At 33.7% G+C, this 23,899-nt stretch carries 24 protein-coding genes; 15 read left to right on the forward strand and 9 right to left on the reverse strand.

Features of this window, described 5'->3' with window-relative positions; translation table 11 throughout:
• Positions 1 to 363 precede the first annotated feature (363 nt).
• From KMW28_RS16760 to KMW28_RS16795, 8 genes are all read left to right on the forward strand, one after another.
• Complete coding sequence (locus KMW28_RS16760) at positions 364 to 1,488, forward strand: T9SS type A sorting domain-containing protein (RefSeq protein WP_169662803.1); 1,125 nt, start codon at positions 364 to 366, stop codon at positions 1,486 to 1,488.
• A 283-nt stretch (positions 1,489 to 1,771) separates the two neighbouring features.
• On the forward strand, positions 1,772 to 2,890 hold the full coding sequence (locus tag KMW28_RS16765; protein ID WP_169662804.1) for a T9SS type A sorting domain-containing protein: 1,119 nt from the start codon (positions 1,772 to 1,774) through the stop codon (positions 2,888 to 2,890).
• 275 nt (positions 2,891 to 3,165) lie between these two features.
• A complete protein-coding gene (locus tag KMW28_RS16770; protein WP_169662805.1) occupies positions 3,166 to 4,356 on the forward strand; it encodes a T9SS type A sorting domain-containing protein in 1,191 nt (396 codons plus the stop codon).
• A gap of 177 nt (positions 4,357 to 4,533) precedes the next feature.
• Positions 4,534 to 5,379, forward strand: coding sequence for an exonuclease domain-containing protein (locus tag KMW28_RS16775; protein ID WP_169662806.1), 846 nt, complete (start codon positions 4,534 to 4,536; stop codon positions 5,377 to 5,379).
• 178 nt (positions 5,380 to 5,557) lie between these two features.
• A complete protein-coding gene (locus tag KMW28_RS16780) occupies positions 5,558 to 6,415 on the forward strand; it encodes a patatin-like phospholipase family protein (protein ID WP_084005981.1) in 858 nt (285 codons plus the stop codon).
• A gap of 3 nt (positions 6,416 to 6,418) precedes the next feature.
• Positions 6,419 to 7,141 carry a hypothetical protein gene (locus KMW28_RS16785; protein ID WP_169662807.1) on the forward strand — a complete coding sequence of 241 codons (723 nt, stop codon included), beginning with the start codon at positions 6,419 to 6,421 and terminating at the stop codon, positions 7,139 to 7,141.
• A 70-nt stretch (positions 7,142 to 7,211) separates the two neighbouring features.
• Positions 7,212 to 7,778: a TerD family protein gene (locus KMW28_RS16790; protein ID WP_066212598.1), complete on the forward strand. Its 567-nt coding sequence runs from the start codon at positions 7,212 to 7,214 to the stop codon at positions 7,776 to 7,778.
• A gap of 18 nt (positions 7,779 to 7,796) precedes the next feature.
• Positions 7,797 to 8,414, forward strand: a complete 618-nt coding sequence (locus KMW28_RS16795; protein ID WP_169662808.1) for a TerD family protein — start codon at positions 7,797 to 7,799, stop codon at positions 8,412 to 8,414.
• An 81-nt stretch (positions 8,415 to 8,495) separates the two neighbouring features.
• On the opposite strand, the gene KMW28_RS16800 is transcribed toward KMW28_RS16795, so the two are convergent.
• From KMW28_RS16800 to KMW28_RS16820, 5 genes are all read right to left on the reverse strand, one after another.
• Entirely contained in the window at positions 8,496 to 9,215 is a 720-nt protein-coding gene (locus tag KMW28_RS16800) for a 3-ketoacyl-ACP reductase (RefSeq protein WP_205958130.1), read from the reverse strand.
• Positions 9,199 to 10,743 (reverse strand): Dabb family protein, encoded by a 1,545-nt coding sequence (locus KMW28_RS16805; RefSeq protein WP_240972529.1) that lies wholly within the window; start codon positions 10,741 to 10,743, stop codon positions 9,199 to 9,201. The genes KMW28_RS16800 and KMW28_RS16805 overlap by 17 nt, the downstream gene beginning before the upstream one ends.
• A 12-nt stretch (positions 10,744 to 10,755) precedes the next feature.
• A complete protein-coding gene (locus KMW28_RS16810; RefSeq protein ID WP_169662809.1) occupies positions 10,756 to 11,232 on the reverse strand; it encodes a GlcG/HbpS family heme-binding protein in 477 nt (158 codons plus the stop codon).
• Between the two features lie 83 nt (positions 11,233 to 11,315).
• Complete coding sequence (locus tag KMW28_RS16815; protein ID WP_169662810.1) at positions 11,316 to 11,882, reverse strand: Crp/Fnr family transcriptional regulator; 567 nt, start codon at positions 11,880 to 11,882, stop codon at positions 11,316 to 11,318.
• Positions 11,883 to 11,926: 44 nt separating this feature from the next.
• The gene (locus tag KMW28_RS16820) at positions 11,927 to 12,778 is read right to left on the reverse strand and encodes a LysR family transcriptional regulator (protein WP_169662811.1); all 852 of its coding nucleotides are present in this window, start codon (positions 12,776 to 12,778) and stop codon (positions 11,927 to 11,929) included.
• A gap of 120 nt (positions 12,779 to 12,898) precedes the next feature.
• Here KMW28_RS16820 and KMW28_RS16825 point away from each other — a divergent pair, with 120 nt between their 5' ends.
• Positions 12,899 to 13,630, forward strand: coding sequence for an SDR family oxidoreductase (locus tag KMW28_RS16825; protein ID WP_169662812.1), 732 nt, complete (start codon positions 12,899 to 12,901; stop codon positions 13,628 to 13,630).
• A gap of 127 nt (positions 13,631 to 13,757) precedes the next feature.
• Here the strand turns inward: KMW28_RS16825 and KMW28_RS16830 are convergent, their stop codons facing one another.
• Positions 13,758 to 15,428, reverse strand: a complete 1,671-nt coding sequence (locus KMW28_RS16830) for a formate--tetrahydrofolate ligase (RefSeq protein ID WP_066212578.1) — start codon at positions 15,426 to 15,428, stop codon at positions 13,758 to 13,760.
• A gap of 125 nt (positions 15,429 to 15,553) precedes the next feature.
• On the opposite strand from KMW28_RS16830, the gene KMW28_RS16835 reads away from it, so the two are divergent.
• Entirely contained in the window at positions 15,554 to 16,336 is a 783-nt protein-coding gene (locus KMW28_RS16835; protein WP_169662813.1) for an enoyl-CoA hydratase/isomerase family protein, read from the forward strand.
• Between the two features lie 88 nt (positions 16,337 to 16,424).
• Here KMW28_RS16835 and KMW28_RS16840 read toward each other — a convergent pair whose 3' ends face one another.
• The gene (locus KMW28_RS16840; protein WP_169662814.1) at positions 16,425 to 16,661 is read right to left on the reverse strand and encodes a hypothetical protein; all 237 of its coding nucleotides are present in this window, start codon (positions 16,659 to 16,661) and stop codon (positions 16,425 to 16,427) included.
• 199 nt (positions 16,662 to 16,860) lie between these two features.
• Here KMW28_RS16840 and KMW28_RS16845 point away from each other — a divergent pair, with 199 nt between their 5' ends.
• The 5 genes from KMW28_RS16845 to KMW28_RS16865 all read left to right on the forward strand — a co-directional run bounded on the left by KMW28_RS16845 (position 16,861) and on the right by KMW28_RS16865 (position 21,880).
• Positions 16,861 to 17,943 carry a metal-dependent hydrolase gene (locus KMW28_RS16845; RefSeq protein ID WP_169662815.1) on the forward strand — a complete coding sequence of 361 codons (1,083 nt, stop codon included), beginning with the start codon at positions 16,861 to 16,863 and terminating at the stop codon, positions 17,941 to 17,943.
• 92 nt (positions 17,944 to 18,035) lie between these two features.
• Complete coding sequence (locus KMW28_RS16850; RefSeq protein ID WP_169662816.1) at positions 18,036 to 19,295, forward strand: metallophosphoesterase; 1,260 nt, start codon at positions 18,036 to 18,038, stop codon at positions 19,293 to 19,295.
• 62 nt (positions 19,296 to 19,357) lie between these two features.
• The gene (locus KMW28_RS16855; RefSeq protein ID WP_205958132.1) at positions 19,358 to 19,771 is read left to right on the forward strand and encodes a ribosomal maturation YjgA family protein; all 414 of its coding nucleotides are present in this window, start codon (positions 19,358 to 19,360) and stop codon (positions 19,769 to 19,771) included.
• Positions 19,772 to 19,953: 182 nt separating this feature from the next.
• Entirely contained in the window at positions 19,954 to 21,177 is a 1,224-nt protein-coding gene (locus tag KMW28_RS16860; protein WP_169662817.1) for a uracil-xanthine permease family protein, read from the forward strand.
• 175 nt (positions 21,178 to 21,352) lie between these two features.
• Complete coding sequence (locus KMW28_RS16865; protein ID WP_066212550.1) at positions 21,353 to 21,880, forward strand: hypothetical protein; 528 nt, start codon at positions 21,353 to 21,355, stop codon at positions 21,878 to 21,880.
• A 90-nt stretch (positions 21,881 to 21,970) separates the two neighbouring features.
• On the opposite strand, the gene KMW28_RS16870 is transcribed toward KMW28_RS16865, so the two are convergent.
• On the reverse strand, positions 21,971 to 22,360 hold the full coding sequence (locus KMW28_RS16870; RefSeq protein ID WP_169662818.1) for a hypothetical protein: 390 nt from the start codon (positions 22,358 to 22,360) through the stop codon (positions 21,971 to 21,973).
• A gap of 52 nt (positions 22,361 to 22,412) precedes the next feature.
• Complete coding sequence (locus KMW28_RS16875) at positions 22,413 to 23,867, reverse strand: TIGR00341 family protein (RefSeq protein ID WP_169662819.1); 1,455 nt, start codon at positions 23,865 to 23,867, stop codon at positions 22,413 to 22,415.
• Positions 23,868 to 23,899: the final 32 nt, after the last annotated feature.

Genomic DNA, 23,899 nt, shown 5'->3' on the forward strand with positions numbered 1-23,899 from the left:
TGATAATCAAAATATTAAATTACAGTACAAATACTCATATTATTTTATTTTTTATACAAATAGTTACATCAAATAGGCGTTTTTATAAAAAAATCAATTTGTAATATCAATAAAATGATAAAATAATTACACTTATCGACATTAGATAACATCAGTTTTAGTCTTAAAATCTAACTCAGACCTATTACTCGTACAAAAAACTCTATATTTACAGGAATTCATTCGTTTTAAATCACTCATTATCAGCTTATTTATCTTAAAAGGATTCAATTATTTTGCACCCAAAATACTCGATTCGAATTCTACAAAACTGTGTATTCTACATATAAATAATTAATCACCCACATCTTAACCGCTTCCTTCATGAAAACATTCTTACTACTCGTTACTCTTTTTATTTGTTCAAACAAATATATATATGCGGGAATTGTTCCTATTAGTTCTACCATAAATACTAACACAACAATTGGTCAAAGTGATGTTGGTATTCATAAAAGTACAGGTGCGGTTACAATAGACAACACTGCATTAAACAATCCAATTTTCAATATTAAACTAGATTACACATACGACTCTGGAGATCCAAGTAACTCCAATTATGTAGTAATTGCAGGAGACTTAATAATACACGAAGATTCGGAACTCAATATCGAACAAGGAGTTTTAGTTATTGTAGAAGGTGATGTACAAGTTAACGGAGATGTTTCTTTCAAAAATCAAGGTTATTTTGTAGTCATGGGAAGTGTTACTGGTTCCGGCACCGTTGATACTGGTTCTGGTGGAATAGCAACTCCTGCTTATATAGGAGGGTCTATTGGTCCTGGGATTAATGTTATTGGAGATGGCACTAGCGATACACCTTTAAATATTACAGAGCCAGATGTACGTTCAATTTTAGATTATGAAGTTAGTGGTTGGGAAACTGATTTACCCGTTGAACTTATTTCCTTCAGTGCAAACTCGATTCATAATACAACAATTTTAAAATGGTCGACAGCTACAGAAATAAATGCATCTCATTTTTCAATTGAAAAATCACATGATAAAACCAATTGGGAAAATATTGGTGAAGTTGAAGCAAGTGGAAATTCTACTACTATAAAAGAGTATCAATTTATTGATTACAACCCAAAACAAACAGCTACTTATTATAGATTAGTTCAAGTAGATTTCGATGGTCAAACCGAAATATTTGGTCCTCTCCTTATTAATAGTTCTTCATCAACTTCTACTATGAATGCCCATGTGTTTCCTAATCCTGGAGGAAATAAATTGAATTTACAACTAAACAACATAAAATTATCATCATCATTAGAAATAGTTATATTAGATAAATTAGGAAAAGTAGTCTATAAAGAAATTATCCAACCCACAGATCAATCTTTATTAATCAATCTTAAAGAAAAAGGTAACCTGCATAATGGTAACTATTTCTTAATCATTTCATCAGCTAGTGAATCCATTACTAACCGCTTTGTAATTCATTAATTATAATAAAAAACAATCTAAATATTTACAAATCACCTTAATATCACATGTAATTAAGGTGATTTGTTTTTTATTTATCTGACTTTAAGTATATTAACTTACTCTTAAGAACTTTTGCACCTAACATTGTTGTTCTAAAGTTAGTTCACTCTAACATTGTATTTTTCTCAGAAACGAATAAGAAAATTGTAAGGATCTACAAAAATTGTTAATAACCTAATCCTTGAAAGTGTGAACCTAAAATAAATCTTACATTATTCACTCTATAAATCCTATTGCTTAAATGAAAAAATTTCTACTACTTGTTACAAGCCTTCTTGTATGTAATTTTTCTTTGTACGCAGGGTTAATTACTCTACCTGCTAATATCAGTTCTGATTACACTATTAAGTCAAATGATTATGGTATTCATAAAAGTCTGGGAGATGTTACTCTTGACAATTCCGGTGGAACTAACCCACTATTAGATATTAGGTTAGATTATGTATATGACGCTGTAACTGAAAGTAATTCAGATTATGTAGTTGTTGCTGGTGACTTATATGTTGATGCTAATACAGAAATTGATATTGAACAGGGTGTACTCTTTATTGTAGAAGGAGATGTCTATGTAACTGGTGATATTACATTTAAAAATCAAGGCTATTTTGTTGTGATGGGAAGTGTTATAGGAAGTGGTAATGTAAATACCGGTACTGGATCAATTGCTTTACCAGCTTATATAGGTGGTTCTTTTGACCCTAATGTAACAGTAACAGGCACTGGTTCAATTGATACTCCATTAAATATTAGCGAAGCAGATGTTCGCTCAATTCTAGATTATGAAGTCACAAACTGGGAAGCTGACTTACCCGTAGAACTAATCTCTTTTACATCAAAAATTATCAATAATAGCGTTGAATTAAATTGGTCAACAGCAACAGAAATTAATGCATCACATTTTGATGTTGAAAAATCATTTGATAAAAACGATTGGCAAAAAATAGGTACAGTTGAAGCTCATGGTAATTCTAATACATTAAAAGAATATCAGTTTACTGATGATAACACTGTTCAATCTGTAGTTTACTATAGATTGGTACAAGTAGATTTTGATGGTCAATCTGAGATATTCGGACCTTTGCAAGTAGTTCAAAATATTACTTTTATGGATGTATCTATCTTTCCAAACCCTTCCTCTGAAAAAGTAAATTTACAAATCAATGGATTAAGTTTATCAACTGAATTAGAGATTACAGTATTAGATAAATTAGGAAGGGTTGTCTTTAAAGATGCATTTATATCAGATGAAAATGCAATGCTTTACGATTTGAATAGTAAAGCAAATCTAAATACAGGAAAATACTTTATACATATAAAATCAGGTAATCAAACAAAAACTTCACGGTTTATCATTCAATAAATCAAATTTTTATTTGACTCAAAAGGCTCTAGTTACTAGAGCCTTTTTTTATTTATTTACTTTAAATGATAAATAAATAACTTTTTATTACATTTTAGATTTTTTTTCGTTTAACAACATTGTTTAATAAAAAGTTCATTCATAAATTGCATTATTCTTATAATATTATTTCAATAATCCACTATTTTATAATATTAACAAACATAATTTCTAGTTTTACCGTAACAACTAAAAAAACATTACATCCTCGGTTTTACTGCTCTACTAATAAAATTATGAAAAAAAACATTCTTTATACCTTTTTATTGCTTGCTGCAACTTTTTTCACTTTTTCAAAAGCAAAAGCACAATGTGACTCTTACCAAGAGACTATTAATTCATCTCAAACTCATGGTGAAACTTGTGATATTGAATACAGTGTAAATAATAGTGAAATAACCAATGAAGGTGCTATTGGAGGTGACCCTGTTGTTACTATAAGTAATACTGGAAATGCTAAAGATGAAGTTCCAGATTCATATTCTGTAATTCAAGGAAACTTAACTGTTTCAAATGCTTCAATAAATATTAGTGAATTTTCAGTTCTAATAATTACAGGCGATTTAATCTTAGATCATGGAAGTATCAACTATACATACAGTTCCGGAAATGGAAATTCTAAACCAGTTTACTTGGTTGTTCTAGGTAATGTTAATGGAGTTGGTTCTATTACAACAAATACCAAAACAGGTAATGGTAGCCAAAATGTTCCAATTTATGTTGAAAGTGGAAATGTTAGTCCACAAATTACAGGTAATTTAGTCGATGACGCTGTAGATGATTCAGGGACAGATGGCGTTGAAGCTGTTTCTAATTTACCTGATAATATTGCAACAATCGTAGACGCTATTAAAAATGGTGCAGACTTACCAGTAGAACTAATCTCTTTTACTTCTAAAGTAAATGATAATAGTGTTGATTTAAATTGGTCTACAGCATCAGAATTTAATGCATCACATTTTATTATTGAAAAATCTTCAGACAACTCAAATTGGGAAGAAATTGGTAAAATTGATGCTGCTGGAAACTCTACTACTATCAAAAGTTATGCTTTCACCGATAATGAATTCGGAAATGCAGTAAGTTACTATCGTTTAGTACAAGTAGATTTTGATGGAAAATCAGAAATCTTTGGACCATTAACTGTGTATCCTAAAGGATTACAAAGAAATTTAGAGGTTATGGTTTTCCCTAACCCTTCTGTTGACAAATTAAACCTTCAGTTATCTGGAATATCAGAAGGTATGGAATTTGAGATCACAGTATTGGATAAATTAGGTAAAGTAGTATTTGCAGAAAACTCAATTTCTGAAAATAATTCATTTATCTACGACTTGAATAGACACTTAGATGTTCAACCAGGTAATTACTTCTTGATGATTCGTTCAGGCTCTCAAAAAGTATCTACTAGATTTGTAAAACAATAACATAATTTTTTCTTAGTTCTATTTATAAGAACTGAGAATTTATGATAAAGAAAGAAAGGCCCTTAGAAATAAGGGTCTTTTTTTTTCTTCTTAACGATCAATAAGAATTAGAGAATCCATATCATTTTATTTTTCCATAGACAATACACATCTTTGTAAGTTCAGTAAAAACTAAATATGGAATTCACAGCAATAGACTTTGAAACGGCACATAATGCACGTTGGAGTATTTGTCAGGTAGGTATTGTTAAAGTTAAGAACGGTCAGATTGTCGATCGTTATGAGTCTTTGGTACGCCCTCCTGATAACAGATACAATAGTTTTAATACCACTATACATGGTATTACTGCTGATATGACTGAGAATTCACCAAGTTTTCACCAAGTATGGGACGATATTCTCCCATTTATCGAAGGTCAGTTAGTCGTAGCTCACAATGCACAATTTGATATTGGAGCCATGCAACAAGCTTTGGAATTGTACGATCTAGATGTTCCATTTTTTGAATACGATTGTACATACAAAGCGACAAATGCTGCTCTAGACGATTTGTGTTATACATTTGGATGGCCTTTAAAACACCATGATGCCCTTGCAGATGCTGAAGCTTGTGCTAAGGTATATGTAGAACTTCATCGTGAAAGAGTATTTCCCGAAATACTTAAAAACCCCAATAAAAAGAAAAAAGGTGGGTCTCCCTTTAGGACTCAACTCACCGGTGATATTCTTAAACCTGATTACGAAAATGCAGATCCAGAAAGTCCATTTTTTAGACAGAAAGTAGTCATTACTGGTCTATTTAACCAATGGGAACGTTATGAATTGGCAGGCATTCTCAAAAGATTGGGGGCAAAAATCAATACCAATATCTCTGGTCAAACCAATATGGTCATGGTTGGTAGCGATCCAGGTCCTAGCAAACTCAAAAAAATTGATCAGTTTAACGCGAATGGAAAATACATTCAAAAGCTAAATGAAATTGAAATTAAAGAAATCTTTGAAGTACTGAATGTACAGCATTAATACATTACCTCACTTATCAATATTAATTATTATTTGTTTATTTAATTGTGAATAACTCCATTTATTATTCTTGATTAAACACTAAAAATTCTCAAAAACCCACTCACAACAACTTAATTGTTGATAATTTTATTAAATTATAAGTGAGAAACCATTCATTTATTCACAACTTGTTGATATGTTTGAGAAAGTAAAATGGAATAATCTATTTAAATCCAAAGCAACTGTGGACAAAAAATATAAACTAGGATTAGTCTTATCTGGAGGTGGAGCAAAATGTCTTGCTCATATTGGTGTGCTGTACTATTTAAAAGAATTAGGTATTCAACCCGATGTTGTTGCTGCAACAAGCGGAGGTTCTATGGTTGGAGGTATGTATGCTTCGGGTACCTCTTTAGGAAAAATTCAAGATTTCTTTCATGATACTGATTTATTTCAATGGAATAACTCCTCTTTCTGGAAACATATTATAAAATTTAAAGGGATTGTAGATACGATAAATTTTGCTCCAAAGCTTAAAGAGAAATTGATTCATGATGATTTCTCTAAAACTAAAATGGATTTATTTGTCGTGGCTACAGATATGGAAAACGCCAAAGAAAAAGTGTTTCATTCCGGTAGTATTTCTCAAGCAGTATTAGCATCGAGTGCTTATCCATTTATTTTCACCCCCGTAGAAATCGATGGTATAACTTACAGCGATGGAGGTATTTTAAACCATTTTCCATTAGATGTGATCAGGGATCAATGCGAATATGTGATAGGTGTTTATGTTTCTCCTATCCGTACTTATGGAAAAGAAGATTTACAAAATGCACAACAAATAGCCTATAGAGCCATGTCTTTAAAAGGTGATAAAGCTGAACTTCAGAAATTAAATCAATGTGATATTGCAATTTTCCCTCAAGAATTGACTAAATTTAGTACTTTTGATACTCAGCCCGACAAACTATATGACATTGTTGATATTGGTTATCGAGAAGCTGATAAACACAAAGAAGCTTTATATGCTCTAAGAAAAAAACTTACTGTTTAAACTATGTTTGAATCCCTGAAAAAACTGTTGCACTTTCAAAATCATACTTTAGCTATTCCATTGCTCAAAGAAGCTGTGGAACAATTAGAGCTTGAAAAAGAAGTGCTACATGATCATTTTTTTAGGTTCAAATCTCAATGGAATAATTTAAACGAGAAGATCAAGCAGTTAGAAATTCATCTAAAAAAGCTACACTTTGAACACGATAATTTCAAAGACGATGAATTGAAAACGCTTCAACATCAAAAATATATTTCTTCTTTGCAAAAGGAACTGAAAGCGTATACAGAGATGATGCAGGAACTAAAACAAGAAATGCTTCACTCTGAACTTCAAGCTTCTCAGATGGCTTATCAGATTGAAAAAATAAGAACAAAAATCCTACTTCTTTCTCCAACTTTAACTACCGATTCTTTCGATGTGGAACATTTTCTGATTGATATTCATCACGAAGCAATCGAACAGACAAATCATGAAGATGAAATGTTAACTCAAAAAATTGATCATTTGCTTTCTTATGTAGATGACAAAGAACAACAGAAAGAAGATGTGAAGAGTTTCTTTAAAAAAGACAAACAATCTGATAACAATAATGTGATCTCTTCCAATCTAAAAGAGACATTTGATCGTTTCTTTTCGGAAGAGAAATCAACTGAAGAAAAAAAGAAAGAATTTTTTAATAAAGAAAACAAATCCAAAATAGATCGCTTTTTTAAAGGGTCGTAAAGTATTATATTACAATAAGTTCTTACTCACAAACGTTTAAAAATCGAATATCAAAAATTAATTGACACTCATGGGAATCAATCTAACGAAAGGCGGAAAAATTAATCTAACAAAAAGCGCTAATTCTTTAGACAAAATAATGCTAGGATTAGGATGGGATTTAATTCCTGGTAACTCTCTGGATCTCGATGCATCTGTATTTATGATTGGAGATAATAATAAAATTCCAGCAGATGAATTTTTCGTCTTTTTCAATAACTTAAAATCACCTGACAATAGTATAGAGCATACTGGTGACAACAGAACAGGTAAAGGAGATGGTGATGATGAAATGATTTTAGCACATTTATCCAAAATTTCTGATTTTGTTAATGAACTAATTTTTGTAGCTACTATCCATAATGCCGAAGTATTAAGACATCATTTCGGGATGTTGAAAAATGCCTATATCAGAATTGTAGATATTGATACACAAACAGAAATTTGTCGCTTCGATTTAGACAAAAAGAACTTCGATAAGTCTACCGATATGGAATTTGGACGCCTGAAAAGAATAAATAACGAATGGACGTTTGAAGCTTCAGGTATTGGATCGAATATTGGTCTACAAGGTTATGTTGATCAGTATACAGGATAAACAAACAATAGCAATTACATGAATTTAAGTAAAGGAACCGGTATTTCTCTTCAAAAAGGAAGTAAAATCTCATTGCTAAAAAATGATGGTGGTAGTTTAGATTACATCAGAGTAGGTGTAAACTGGGGTGCTATTCATTCTAAAGCTTTATTTGGGTTAATTGACAGAAACATTAATGTTGATTTAGATGCCTCGATGAGTGCTTTTGACAAAGAAATGAATGAGATTTATACTGTCTATTACAACGCCTTAGAATCTCCCGATGGAGCCGTTACGCATACAGGTGATGATTTAGCAGGTGACCAAGGAGAAGATGATGGGTTAGATAATGAAATTATTCAAATCCACTTGAATGAGGTGCAAGATGATATCGATCAGATATTCCTTTATTTGAACTCCTACAAAAAGCAAGATTTTTCTGACATCCCTTTTTCTGAGGTGAGAATCTACACTAAAGACGATGTTTTAGCCACTTTTAATATGTCTTCTAATAATGAATACTCAGGTTATGTATCCATGATTATGGGAAGGTTGTATAAAATTGAAGGCAACTGGAAATTCGAAGCTTTAGGCGAACCTATCCACGCAAAAGATATTGAAGGAACGATTACTTATCTTCAAATAAAATATAGTTAGACGCTGTAGAATTAAACTATAGTTTAACAATGAGGCAGTTTCTATCCTAATAAATAGGAAGAAACTGCCTTTTTTAAAACCCTAAATTGGGTTTGTTGACCACAATGCTGCACTTTTTAGCATTGCTCTTCTGGGTAGTTCTAAAGCTGATGAAATCAATTGTGCAAAATCTTCTGGTTGTAATACGTGTTCTTCTGAGTTTTCTTTGGTGATCCCCAACCCGACCGTCATATCCGTTTCTATAGTACTTGGAGTTAGTGTTATCACCCTAATATTATTCTTTCTTACTTCTTTCATTAATGACTCCGACATCCCTATAACAGCAAATTTGGAAGCCGAATAAGCTGAAATATTTGGATTGCCATTTAGACCTGCTGTAGACGCTACATTAAAAATATCCCCTTCGTTTTTTTCAATTAAATAGGGTAATACTTCTTTGGTGACATAGTACATTCCCAAAACATTGGTTTGAATGACTTTTTCCCATTCGGCTACCTCCATTTCATTAAATGAACCCACTGCTGCTATACCGGCATTATTTACTAGAATATCGACAGTACCTAACTGTTCTACGATCTTCTTGATACTTCTTTGAACATCATTATAATTTGATACATCAAAAACTTCGTAAATAGCTTTTACTCCAAAGGCTGATAACTCCGAAACAGTCGCTTTTAAAACGTCCTCATTTCTACCAGTAATTGCAACATCAATTCCTTTTTTAGCGAATTCTAGAGCCGTAGCTTTTCCTAGACCTCTACCTCCACCGGTAATGATTGCTTTTTTATTTTTCAAACTCATAATTATTATTTTTCACCCAATAATCCATCACAAAAACGTCTTCTATTATTGGACCTATCTTATCTACTAAATCTAAATGTGCTTTATGGAAAAGATATATTTCCCTAGCTGAAGCATCTTTAAAAGTGAGCGTAAAACAATGTGTAAAACCTTTACTTAACCCTTCAGTGCTATCATTTACTCCCCATTCCAGACGAGATATTTCAGGAATTTTATTTTTTAAGTTTTCGAATGTTTTCACAGCCAAATCAATCTGTTCTTCAGTGGCATCAGACTTGTATTTTATGCTTACAATATGTTGTATTTGTTTGTTGTTTCTTTCCGTTTGAGGCAGCACTTTATACGTTACCACTTTTCCTAAATCAAATCTAAAAGATCCTGCAATCAATATATGTTCTCCTTCAATTTTATGGGCTCTTAATCCATAATAAATAGAATAACCTGTTCCTAGATAGTTGATGGGAGAAAGCTCGCCCACTTTATTTAATCGACAAAGCTGAATGCTTTCATCGTCTCGAGTTCCAACAGCTATAATTGCTTCCTCACTATTTGATGAAACCACTTCTATTCTTGTTTGCCCTTTTAACTTGGTTTCTTCCGTATCTTTTAAAGTGAAATGGGGAATTAAAGCTCCTTTTTTATCCACCTTGAACACAGATACCCCGTCTCCATGATACACAAAATCGGTCTTTTTTATAAAACCTTTTCGCTTATAATATTTATGATGACGATGCCCAACAATCACATAGTTGTTCTCTCCCAATTGCACCCCAGTAACTGGATAAGTACCCGTTAAATAGCGGTCCGTATCATTATCATCTATATTGCTGATATTCTTAAAATGTCCGTTTTCATAAACTCTAAAACTACTTACGCCATTGTCTTGAAAACCGCCCGTATATAAATACGTCTTCCCATCAATTTTATGAGTATACATTCCAATTATGCCATCGGTATGAATTTCATCATTGTCTTTTAAAGATTGAATATGGGTGAGTTTTCCATCACTTTCAATTTTAAAACAACTTAAACCAGGAGTTTCCTCCAGACCACCAATAAATAGATAAGATGCTTTTTTCATATGTACCACCTGCAAAGTGATGGCCACCCCAATATGTGTTTCTTCCGTATCTTCTACAATGGCCACTCTTTCCAAAGCACCGTTATCTAAAATCTTATGCGACTCGATAACATTCCCGTATTTGTTTGCCACAAACAAGAAGTCCGTTCCATCAATACGATCGGCCACCATTCCTCTAGCAGGTCCTTTTTGTTTGTACAATTCATGGTTACTGATAGGAGTTAGTTGTCCACTTTTTGCTAAACCAAAAACATCTATATTTCCGAATCCACCAACATATACAAAGTGCTTTTCTCCTTTTTGATAAGAAGTGATCGTCACTGTATTTTTTGCTGAAATACTTTTGAAATCTTGTCGCTCAAGCATCAAGCTTTGCTCCTCTTGTGCCCAGAGTATCTGATGAAAAATCAAGAATAAGAGTAATAGTATATATCTTTTGTTTGTCATTTCATTCATAGATTATAATTCTAAAATGGATTGAGCTGCAGCAATCGCTATAGCTCTGTCTTGTTCAATAGTTCCACCACTAATACCTATTGCTCCAATAATCACATTATCTTTGTTCTTAATGGGTAATCCACCCGGAAAGGTTATTAATCCTCCATTGGATAATTCAATATTATAAATTATTCCTCCAGGCTGAGTCATTTCACCCAATTTACCTGTATCAATATTAAAATATCTTGCTGTTTTTGCCTTCTTAATGGCAACATCTATACTTCCCAAATAAGAAGCATCCATACGAATAAATGCTTTCAAATTTGCTCCAGCATCGGTAACAGCAATATTCACAAGCACATCCATTTCCTCTGCTTTTGTTTTGGCAGACAATAAGACTTTGAGGGCTTCTTCCTCAGTGATATCATAGGCATTTTGAGCATACAATTCTCCTGAAAGAAAGATAGAGACGATTAAAGAGAGTAATAATTTGTTCATCGTAGTTTGGTTATTCATCTTGATGACAAAGTTCAATAACCTTTTTCAAAAAAAAGTTGAACTAGTTCAATTCTCTGAAAAAACTATCGCTTTTTAATCTTACTCAAAAATTCGTGAGTGATCCCAAGATAACTTGCCAACTGCTTATCCTTTATCTTTGAGGCAATAGAAGGATATGTATCAATAAAATTCTGATATCTTTCTTTGGCTGTCTCGCAATGGTTACGAATTAATCGACGTTGCCAAGCCACCAATGCTTTCTGAGACATTACCCTAAACAATTTTTCTACAAGAGGTAAAGTCTCGTACAACATCAATTTATCTGTTCTTTTGATGAGCAAGACTTCACTATCTTCTAAAGCTTGCATGTTAAGATGAGAAGGATTCTGATGCATAAAGCTATCATTATCCATTAACCACCAATCGCTTGCTGCAAAGTAAAGCGTATTATCATTTCCCTTTTGATCGAAAGTGAAGATCCGAAAACAGCCCTCCAATACAAACCCTTCGAACTTACAAGTCTCCCCCTGTCTCAAAAGGAACTCCTTCTTCTTAATGGTCTTTTGATGAAAATACTGACCAAATGTTTCCAATTCAGCTTCTGAAAATGAAACATGCTTACTAATATTTTCCTTTAGTAACTCGTGCATTTGATTAGATAGTTTAAAGAGATGAGCAATAGAAATGATAAAAATTATTCGGTAGTGTTGATCTGATTATTATTAGAAAACAACTTCACTATTTCAGCCACAGCAGGATTGCTTAAGCTATCTTTCGGATAAGATAATCCCACTTCTCGGTAAGATACAGGTCCCTTGTATTTCTTGATCTGAAACCCATTCCACTCTCGAACAAAAGATTCTGGTAAAAAGGTAATTCCAAGACCAGATACCAATAGTGTAAGCACATCGTTTTTAGTGGCACAATTCGCTACTGTTTTCCACTTCCCTCCTAAATCATTCAGAATCGATAAACTTTGCTGATGCGCCTCACAAGGAGGACAATGAATAAACGGTTCGCCTTTTAGATCTGTTATTTCTATCTCGTCTTTATCACATAATGGATGATGATCCGGAATACATAAAACATAATCTTCCTTCCATAGCGGTAGAAATAAATGTTCTTCGAATTTCCATTCTCTAACCAACAGATTCAGATCACAATCACGACCAATCGCCCTGATATCCCATTCGATATTTGATACCTCCTCATCAATCTGAAGAAAGAACTTCTTTTTTAAAGATTGAGGCAAACTGTCGGCTACACCAAGAATAACTTTTTGCTTAAAATCCTTTTGCTTAAACAGTTCAGGAATCTCATTTAACTCTCCTAATATTCTTTTCGCAATAGGGTATAATTGATGACCTTCTTCCTTTATCGTTACTCCTTTTTTATGTCGCACAAAAAGTTCTTTCCCTAATAATTCCTCAATGTTTTTTATTCCATTGGAGATATTAGGTTGAGAAACAAAGCACTTTTCAGCTGCTCTAGAAATATTTTTTTCTTCGTATACCGCTACAAAAAAACGGAGTAATCTTTCATCCATAATAAAAACTTATGATAACGATACAAAAATAGTATTTTGATCACAATAACACAGTAAATACCTTTGTATCAACAGTTAAATAAAACATATCAATCATAAATAAATCTAATACTTCTCATTATGGAATCAACAAATAAAAGTCTGATCGTTATCACAGGGGCAAGTTCTGGTATTGGTGCTGCTACAGCTCAACTGTTTTCTAACCAAGGTTTTCCTCTTTTGCTTTTAGGTAGACGAGTAGAAAAAATGGTAGCATTAAACCTTACAAATACTTTAATTAAAAAAGTGGATGTAACAGATTACGATGCTTTTAAAAATGCAGTCGCTGAAGCTGAAAAACAATTCGGTCAAACAGAAGCTATCGTGAACAATGCAGGTATGATGCTTTTAGGTGATATCGCAGTTCAAGATCCTCAAGAATGGAAAAAAATGTTTGATGTAAACATCATGGGCGTGTTGAACGGTATGCAAATCGTTTTACCTCAGATGAGAGCGAGAAAAGGAGGTACAATCATCAACATTAGTTCAATTGCAGGTAGAAAGACGTTTGGTAATCATGCGGCTTACTGCGGTACTAAATTTGGAGTACATGCTATTACTGAAAATGCTAGAGAAGAAGCCGCTTTAGATAACGTTAGAATGGTAACAATAGCTCCTGGTGCAGTAGAAACGGAACTTTTATCGCATACTACAAATCAAGAAATCAAAGATGGATATGAATCTTGGAAAGAAGAAATGGGTAGTATTTTAAAGGCTGAAGATATTGCCAATGCTATTTGGTATGCTTTCAATCAACCTCAAGGGGTGAATGTGAGAGAGATTGTTTTAGCAGCAACTAAGCAACAGCCATAAGCTATTTGATATTAATGAAGAGTCATCAAATGCACTCTAAAAAGAAAACCCACGACAAACATCGTGGGTTTTCTTTTGAGTAAACTCCATCTATATTTTATCCTTCAAAAAAGGAAGTTTTATCTCATTACGACAAGCCTTCAATCTCACCATCCACAAACTTAATTTTGTTTGCTTGAGGTACTTTTGGTAAGCCTGGCATTCTCATAATACTACCTGCTCTAGCGACAATAAATCCAGCGCCTGAGTTGATAATCAAATCTTCGAAATGAATATCATATCCACCTTCAGGAGCATTTAAAACCTTAGCATCGTCTGTAAATGAGCTCTGTGTTTTCGCAACACAAACAGGTAAATGATCCAAACCATAACGTTTAATGCGCTTCAGTTGCAATCTTGCTTTGTTATCTAATTTGATTCCATCCGCACGATATACTTTTTTGGCGATTTTCTCTAGTTTAGTTTCGATACAATCTTCAAGATCGTAGGTAAACTCTAAAGGTTTAGAAGGATTAGTCTCTACCAAATCAACTACTTTTTGTGCTAATTCAGTAGCACCTTTTCCACCTTCAACAAAACTATTGTTTACGGCAAATTCAACACCTTGCTCTTTACACCATCCTGCAACGAAATCCATTTCCTCTTTGGTATCAAATGCGTATTGGTTGAAAGTAACCATTACCGTCTGACCAAAGTTTTTCATGTTCTCGATATGACGTTTCAAGTTCGGTAAACCTGCTTTTAAACCTTCAAGATTTGGCTCCTTGATGTCTTCTAATTCAACACCTCCATGTAATTTTAATGCTTGAGAAGTCGCTACAATCACCGTTAATGCTGGGTTTAAACCTGCATTACGACATTTGATATTGAAGAATTTTTCTGCTCCTAAATCAGCTCCAAAACCTGCTTCAGTAATTGTGTAATCAGCATAGTTCATACACATCTTAGTGGCTAAAACTGAGTTACAACCGTGAGCAATATTGGCAAAAGGACCTCCATGTACAAACGCTGGAGTATTTTCTGTAGTTTGTACTAAATTCGGGTGAATTGCATCTTTCATTAATACAGCAATTGCTCCTTCGATACCTAGATCTCTAACATAAACAGGTTCATTTTGGTAATCGTAACCAAGGTAGATATCACCTACTCTTTTTTGTAGATCTTCTCTATCTTTAGCCAAACAAAGGATGGCCATTAACTCTGATGCAGGAGTAATATCAAATCCTGCTTCAGATACTTTTCCGTTAACGAAACCACCTAAACCTGTTACCACAGAACGAAGGGATCTATCGTTTACATCAAGTACTCTTCTCCAAAGTACATTTTTTAGTTGCTTACCTTCTGCTCTGTTAAAATGTTGGTGATTGTCGACCAAAGCAGAGATCATGTTATTCGCAGAAGTCACGGCATGAAAATCACCTGTAAAATGAAGATTGATATCCTCCATAGGTAATACTTGAGCGTATCCTCCACCGGCAGCTCCACCTTTAAGACCGAAACACACTCCCAATGATGGTTCTCTCAATGCAGGAATGGCATTTTTACCTAATTCTTGTAGACCTAATGCTAAACCCACCGAGGTAGTTGTTTTACCAATTCCGGCTCTCGTTGGAGTAATAGCAGTTACTAAAATTAGTTTACTATTGCTTGCTTTCTTCTCGTCGATCACATCATAAGGCAATTTTGCCATATAGTGACCGTATGGAATTAAATCGTCTTCTGAAATTCCTACCGATGCAGCAATTTCTCTGATCTTTTTTAATTCTGTTTCGCGAGCAATTTGGATATCTGTTTTCATGTGAACGATTAGTATGTATAGGTTACCAATAATCTGACGAAATATACTTTGATTATGTCTTCAAATAATTGATATTGTGTATGTGATTTTAGTCAAAAATAATACACTCAAATCTACTCAAAGACATGAATGAATACCAAACAATTATTTATAATAAAATAGAACAACTAGGTATAATACAATTAAATCGACCCGATAAACGAAATGCACTTAACGATCATATGGTCAAAGAATTAACGCAACTTCTTCTTCAAATTAAAGAAGATGCAGAAGTTAAAGCGATCATCTTAAAAGGAAACGGAAAAGTATTTTGCGCTGGAGCAGATTTACAATATATTCAGCAACTTCAAAAGAACACTTACGAGGAAAATTTAGCCGACTCCAATCAACTTAAAGAATTGTTTTATTTGATCTATACTTTTCCTAAAATTATCATCTCCCAAATTCACGGGGCCGCTATAGCAGGAGGTTGTGGTTTGGCTACTTTATGCGATTTTGCTTTTGCATCAGACAGTACAAAGTTTAGTTACTCTGAAGTAAAAATTGGTTTTATTCCCGCTATTGTAAGCATTTTCTTGACAAGAAAAATTGGTGAGGGCAAAGCATTGCAATTATTATTATCTGGTCAAATAATTAAAGCCAAACAGGCTTTGGACTATGGTTTAATAAATGGAATTACAGAAGAAGAACTATTGGAAGAGGAAGTGCTTTCTTTTGCGAAGAAATTGATAAAGGAAACTTCTGTTGAAGCCAAAGCCAACACAAAAAATTTAGTACATTCCACATGGCACTTACCCATTGATGAAGCTTTAGACAAAGCAGTCGAAGCAAATGCAAAGGCTCGAAGTTCTGAAGACTGCAAAAAAGGTATTGCTTCTTTTTTAAATAAAGAAAAAATCGAATGGTAATTTCGATACGATATAAATCAATTGAAATAAAAAAAGGTGATTCCATACTTCAATGAAATCACCTCTTTTTTTTGGAAATTTGTTAAGATTACTCAGTAACAGTTTCTTCTTTAGCTTCTGTAGCTTCTCCTTCTGCTGGAGCTTCTACTTCAACAACCTCTTCAGTTACCTCAACAGCAACAGTAGAATCAGCAGCAACAACTACCTCTTCTTCTACTACTACTTCTTGTGCAACTTCCTCAGTTTGCTCTTTCTTTTGCTCTTGAGCACAAGAAATTACTGCGAAAGAAAATACTGATGCTAAAATGATGTGACGAATTTTCATGACTTATTAGTTATAGTTAGATTGAAAAAATTGCCTGTTCTTATTACTTTTGGTTAAAGATGGAAACAGATCAAATTGACTTTTAATAATTACATTTATACAATAATTTATCCAATTTATTGATGTAGTACAAGTGCAATGTGTTATTAGATTTTTGCCTATTTTTCGTCTTATTTTTTAATATTATTTAACTGAATTAATGGATTCACTCACACAAATTGTACTTGGAGCCGCTGTCGGAGAAGCTGTATTAGGTAAAAAAATTGGTAATAAAGCACCTATTTATGGAGCAATTGCAGGAACAATTCCTGATTTAGATGTACTTGCTAATCCTTTTTTAGATGCAGTACAACAGCTTCACTTTCATAGAAGTATCTCTCATTCATTAATCATACAACTACTTATATCTCCACTTTTTGGTTATCTTTTTTACAAGATGAATGGTAAAAATAAAGATACATTTAAGGATTGGACATTACTTGTTTTCTTGGGTTTCACTACCCATTCATTATTGGACACCTGTACTACATGGGGAACTCAATTATTCTGGCCTTTTAGTCATTATGGCTTTGCTACTTATTCCGTGTTTGTAGTCGACCCACACTATACACTTCCGTTCATGGTTTGTCTAATTTGGGCAATGTTTTTACCAAAAGATAATTATAAACGTACGCTCTTAAACTATATAGGAATTATTGTAAGTACTTCTTATTTGTTATTAGGTTTTGTATTCCAACAACATGCCCGTACAGTTTTTACCGAAGCCCTAACGGAGCAAGGTATTCCTTTTAGTGAGGACCGAATGATCGTAAAAACCACTCCTTTGAATATTTTCCTTTGGTCAGCAAGTATTGACTCCCAAGATAAATACTACACTGGTTTCTATTCTATTTTTGATAGTGATAAAAACGTCAATTTTCAATCCTTGGAGAAACATCACGAACTCCTGCAAGAAGTGGAACAAACCGAAAAATTAAAAGATCTATTGTATATCACTAAAGGATATTACACTATTGAAAAAGTGGATGACCACACGTATAACATCAACGATCTACGATTTGGTAGCTTTGATGGATGGAAAGGCAAAGGAGAAGGAAAAATAGTTTTCGTTTATGAAATGAAGCTAGAAAATGATCCCAATAATCCATCAAAAAAACTTCAGGTTTTCACTCAAAAGAGTTATAAAAAAGTACAAGGATTGGATTATTTCAAACAGTATTTCAAGAGGGTGTATGGTAATAAAACACATATTACTACGCCATCAAATGCTAAGGAATCTTAAACAATTTCTACTTTCACGACAATCTGTCAGCAAAAACCTTTTCGCACAATAGTTGTTTCAACAACGACACGTGTCAATTAAAAAAATATACGATGAACAGTAGATTGCTGATTTTTATGGGAGTTTTCATCTCCCTTGTGATTGCCATCGACCTTTATGCATTTAAAGGAATTCGATTAATCACCGAAAATATTAGACCATTATACAGACAAATTTCCATTGGTAGTTTTTGGGTATTTAATGTAGCAGTATATGCCGCATTGGTTTGGCTCATTTTCAATATCGATAAATTTAGATTACCGGAGTACACAAATATCATTTTCTCCATTAATGCTTTAATATTAATGTCGTTCGTTACTAAGTTGGTATTTAATATCTTCCATGGTGCTGATGATATTACTTATTTGATTTCAAAAGTATTTGGATCAAAAACTACTTTTCCTGGTGAAGGAATCAGTAGAGCGAAGTTCCTGACTTTGGTTGGAGCAGGTTTAGCCACTATTCCTTTAGGAGCATTTGCTTACGGATTTACTAGAGGACGTTTCAACTTTAGAGTCATCAGAAAAGAATTGGCTTTTGATAACCTTCCATCGGCATTCGATGGTTTAAAGGTGATTCATATTTCTGATATCCATATCGGAAGTTTTCCAAAAGGTCATGGATCGGTTGAAAAAGCTGTTGAGCTCATCAACAGCAAGAAACCTGACGTGATTTTCTTTACAGGTGATTTAGTCAATAACTATGCAGCAGAAACAGATGGATGGATTGAGGTCTTTAAAAATTTGAAAGCGAAACATGGTATGTATTCTATTTTAGGTAATCATGATTATGGTGATTACGTACAATGGAACAGTCAGACCGAAAAAGTAGCCAATCTAGACAATGTAAAAAATGCCAATAGAGCGATCGGTTTTGATCTTTTATTGAATGAAAATAGAGTTATTGAAAAAGACGGTCAGAAGTTAGGTATTGTAGGTGTTGAAAACTGGGGCTTACCTCCATTCCCTCAGCACGGGAATATCAATGCTGCCAAAGCCAACTTAAGTGATGTACCTTTCAAGATTCTTCTTTCCCACGATCCATCGCATTGGGATGCTGAGGTGAGAAATCATAAAGATATTGACCTTACACTTGCGGGCCACACTCATGGTATGCAATTCGGTATTGAGATACCAGGTATTAAATGGAGTCCTGTACAGTATAAATATCCAAGATGGGCAGGTTTATACGAAGAAGGTAAACAAAAGCTATATGTCAACAGAGGTTTTGGTTACCATGCTTATGCCGGTCGTATTGGTATGGATCCAGAGATTACAGAAATCGTTCTGAGATCTAAGGAGCAAAATGCTTAAAATTAGAAATAGGCCCAATAGTTATTATTATAATTATTGGGCCTATTTTTTATCTTTATAAAATGAACTTAAAACAAACTAACACACCTATGTCTCGTCGTCGACTGACTTATTTCTTCTATATCCTTTTGGTGATATGTCTCGGTTTAGCATCAAGGACTCGATTTATCCCTGAGTTCATCTACCCTTATTTAGGTGATTTTTTCTATGCCGTTATGTTCTATTTTATCATCGCTTTTCTATTGAACGATCAATCACCAAAACTCATTATAATAATTAGCGTCTCCATTTGCTATTTGATAGAATTTCAGCAATTGCTCTCCTATGATTGGTTAGTTGCTTTTAGAAATACTACGATCGGTAGTTTAACTCTTGGACATGGATTTTTATGGAGTGATATGGTGAGTTATACAGTTGGGGGTGTTACAGCATATGTAATAGAAAAAAGAATCTTATTACTTAAAAATGTTTTGTAACGTTTCCCCACACTTTAAAATCACTGTATCCATACTCTCCAAATATTCAGATTTATCTAAACAAGTACTTTCAAATAATAAAGCACAGCAAATCTTAAAATAATTCTAAAACACTGACTTTCGACAGTTTAATACAACAACCTGAATATTAATTTTGCCAAAATTCAATATTCATTATCTTCATGGAAACAATTACTGGTAAAACAAAATACCTACTAGGAATGCAACACGTCTTGGCCATGTTTGGTGCGACTGTGCTAGTTCCATTTCTTACCGGGCTTCACCCTCTTATTGCATTATTCGCTGCAGGAGCCGGCACATTAATTTTTCATTCTGTTACAAAGAAAATCGTCCCTGTATTTTTAGGATCCTCATTTGCCTTTATAGGAGCCATCTCGTTTGTATTAAAAAACGAGGGTTTATCTGAGGTGAAAGCAGGGATTATTGGAGCTGGTTTGGTGTATGTTATCATGGCCGGCGTGATAAAAAAGTTTGGGGTAAAGAGTGTACAATCTTTCTTTCCTCCTATAGTTATTGGCCCAACGATTATGGTCATTGGTCTTCGACTAAGCCCTATTGCTTTAGAAATGGCAGGATATTCTGACGGGGCATTCGATTCTAAAAGCTTAATTATAGCATTAATCGTTATTTCTACCATGGTGATCTCCTCTATCGTTCAGCATTCATTCTTTAAAATGATGCCTATTTTGATTGCGGTGACTGTGGGATATATTTCTGCTTATTTTATGGGAATGGTCAATTTCGATCCGGTAGTCAATGCTCATTGGTTTGGTTTTTCAGGAGAGGTCATCGGTCAGGTACTAACTGTTCCTAAGTTTACAGCTTCAGGATTTTTTGCCATTGCCCCTGTGGCCTTGGTTGTATTTATTGAGCATATTGGTGATATCACTACTAATGGAGCCGTTGTTGGTAAGAACTTTTTAAAAAATCCGGGAATCCACAGAACGATGTTAGGCGATGGATTAGCTACAATGTTTGCAGGTCTATTTGGTGGCCCTGCCAATACAACTTACGGTGAAAACACAGGTGTACTTGCCGTAACTAAAGTATATGACCCATCCGTTATTAGAATCGCTGCCGTATTTGCCATTCTACTAAGCATGATAGGAAAAGTAGGTGCTATTTTACAAACTATCCCAGTGCCTGTGATGGGAGGTATATCAATTATTCTTTTTGGTATGATTGCCGCAGTTGGTGTGAGAACTTTGATTTCAGCAAAATTAGATTTCGCTCATTCTAGAAATCTAATCATTACTGCGTTAATTTTTGTATTGGGTATTGGAATAAAAGAAGTAGCAGTTTGGAATACAATAAGTATCTCAGGTTTAAGTATTGCCGCTTTTGTTGGTGTTTTGTTGAACAAGGTACTTCCTAAAGATATCTAAAACGGCTATCAAGTAGCTTAACATTAAACACAACTTTTAAAAATAATTCCAGAAAACATCCTAATGATTTCATTATCAATAGGATGTTTTCTTTTTTTTTCACATTTCTCTATTAAATATCTCAATTATTTACGATATTGTTAAAAGTCATTAACAATTTACAATTAACTATCTCATGCGATTACTATCATCTCTATTGTTACTGATGGCTACTGTTACTACTATCTACGCTCAAGAAAAATATGATTTAGTAGAAATAGACGTAAAAGAATTTGGGAGTTATGAAGCTTTTTCGAAAAGTGCATCTCCTCATATTACTGGCAGAGGTCCATTAAGCGACTCTTTATCACACAGTAATATGGTATTCGATTACTATGAAGCCAAAGGTAAGTATTACCCCATCGAGAGTTGGGCGGATTATTTTTACTGGATGTCAAAGAAATATGCATTTCTTTTCAATCAGCCAGATGTGTTTGAACATTTCTATGAACAAAAAGACAACGTTCAGATGATCAAATATCTATCTATCAATTTTTCTGTGTGGCATTTTCCTTCTACTATTAGGATTAAACCTCATAGTGAATTACCCAGTCACATGAACCGTTTTTCAAACCTCTTTCACTTAGTGGCCAACGAAAAAGACAAAGATTACATGATCAATCAAATTGATTACAAAAAGAAGTTGATGGCCAATAAAGATTAGTTTATCCAATAACGATGTATTAAAAAAACTCTCTATGATCAATTAAAATATTGATGATAGAGAGTTTTTCTATTGGATACCATTATAGCCTTAACCCAATACATCCATCATAATCAATCCGCAAAAGAAGAGGATTCCAAAGAATCTAATTCCTGAAGAGAATAAAAATGAATAGATATATTCCTTAGGGTAAGCAAATTCTTGAAGCTTTTTATGTCCATTTATCACCTTAAAAATCATAAATGAAAATAAAGCTAACATATAAATAATATAGGTAATCAAAGGATCTAAAACTTGAAAACGGAGTGACAGAAAAAATCCTGCAATGATGACCACCGTGGTTATCATTGTCAATTTATTACCCGATGAAAAGATATCGAATAACTCTGCCCTTTTTTCTGGATCCAGTTTTTTATTGGCTTTATCAATGATGATTCTAGCAAAATAGTAGGCCATGATCATCACTATAAAAGCGATCATGAAATAGTCCATCTTAATTAAAAAATTGTAGGTGAAAAAATTGTGAGGAGATCTAAATCTCCTTCACATCTATATCTTTATTATCTAATCTTACTCGAATCCATTTCTCAAAATCGTTCAAGTAAGTTGATCTCTTTTTCGGTAATCGTCTTGGTAATTTCACAAAACAGATAGGCTTTTCCTTCATCATCAGAGAATCTGCTTTCCACTCTTGTACCTGAACTTTGGAGATACCATATGATGAAATCTCAGGATATAAAGTCTTTACCTCTTTGGAAATTTGATGTATTGGTAAGGTGTCGCCTTTTGATTGAGTCAGATGAAAAATCTCTTTTTCTAAAATTTTGATTTTGGCATCCTTGTCCTCAATCACCTTTTCATTTTTAGTGTAGATGTCCTTCAATAATTTAATATGAAGATCTTTGGTGTAGGCCTCCATCATTTTAGTAGCGTCCCCTTCATCAAAATCAGATCCTATATTTTGTTGATGAATTTTTACTACTGTCTTTTTGGTCATAGGGAAGTAATCATCAATTTTAGCAGTTAAACCATAACTTTTGATTTTATCATTAAGGAAAATCTCCATATCCTCTGAGATAGGATTACCCATATAGTAAAGATCAATTGTTGAAAGGGAATCAGTATAAACTATCTTTTGAGTAATCAATTCACTCCCTTTAAATTCAGTGTTCTCACGTATAAATCTCTCAGATGATATCTTAAAGCGGGTCTCTTGAATCATTTGATAAAAAATAACTGCAGATGGCATGATGACTACTGCAATAAATACAGCAAAGAAAAACTGATATCGTCTGTACTTTCTTCTATCGATGAAACTCTTGACAGGAAAACGTAAGAACTTTACTACGATATAGGTCGATAAAGTGATAAATACCGAGTTGATAAAGAACAAGTAAAATGCGCCAAAGAAATAGTGATACATTCCGTTAGCCAAACCAAAGCCCGCAGTACACAAAGGAGGCATTAAAGCAGTGGCAATTGCTACCCCTGGAATTACATTCGTTTTCTCTCTTCGTGAACCCGCTATAATACCCGAGAAACCACCTAAAATAGCGACAAAGACATCCAAAATTGTGGGCTTAGTTCTAGCCAATAATTCGGATTGTTCTACATTAAGGGGGGTAAGGTAAAAGTAGATTGTTGAAGTAATTAAACTAATAACAACGGCTATCATTAAGTTTTTGAGGGCACGACGCATCATCTCCAAATCGTTAATTCCAATGGCAGTTCCTATAGCTAGAATAGGTCCCATCAATGGAGAAATTAACATGGCTCCAATAATTACTGCAGTAGAGTTGGCGTTTAATCCGATAGAAGCGATTAGAATGGAAAAAATTAAAATCCATGCTCCAGGACCTTTAAACGTCATATCTTTCTTGATACCTTCAATAGTGGCAGCAGGGTCGGATCCTTCTCTGATACTTAGAGTGTCAACAGCTAGTTTTCTAAAAGCATTGACGAACCCATTGAGATTGTTTTCGCTCATTAATTTTTAGTCAAAATTTTGTGTTTGATACG

The organism is Flammeovirga yaeyamensis, from assembly GCF_018736045.1.
Classification (GTDB): domain Bacteria; phylum Bacteroidota; class Bacteroidia; order Cytophagales; family Flammeovirgaceae; genus Flammeovirga; species Flammeovirga yaeyamensis.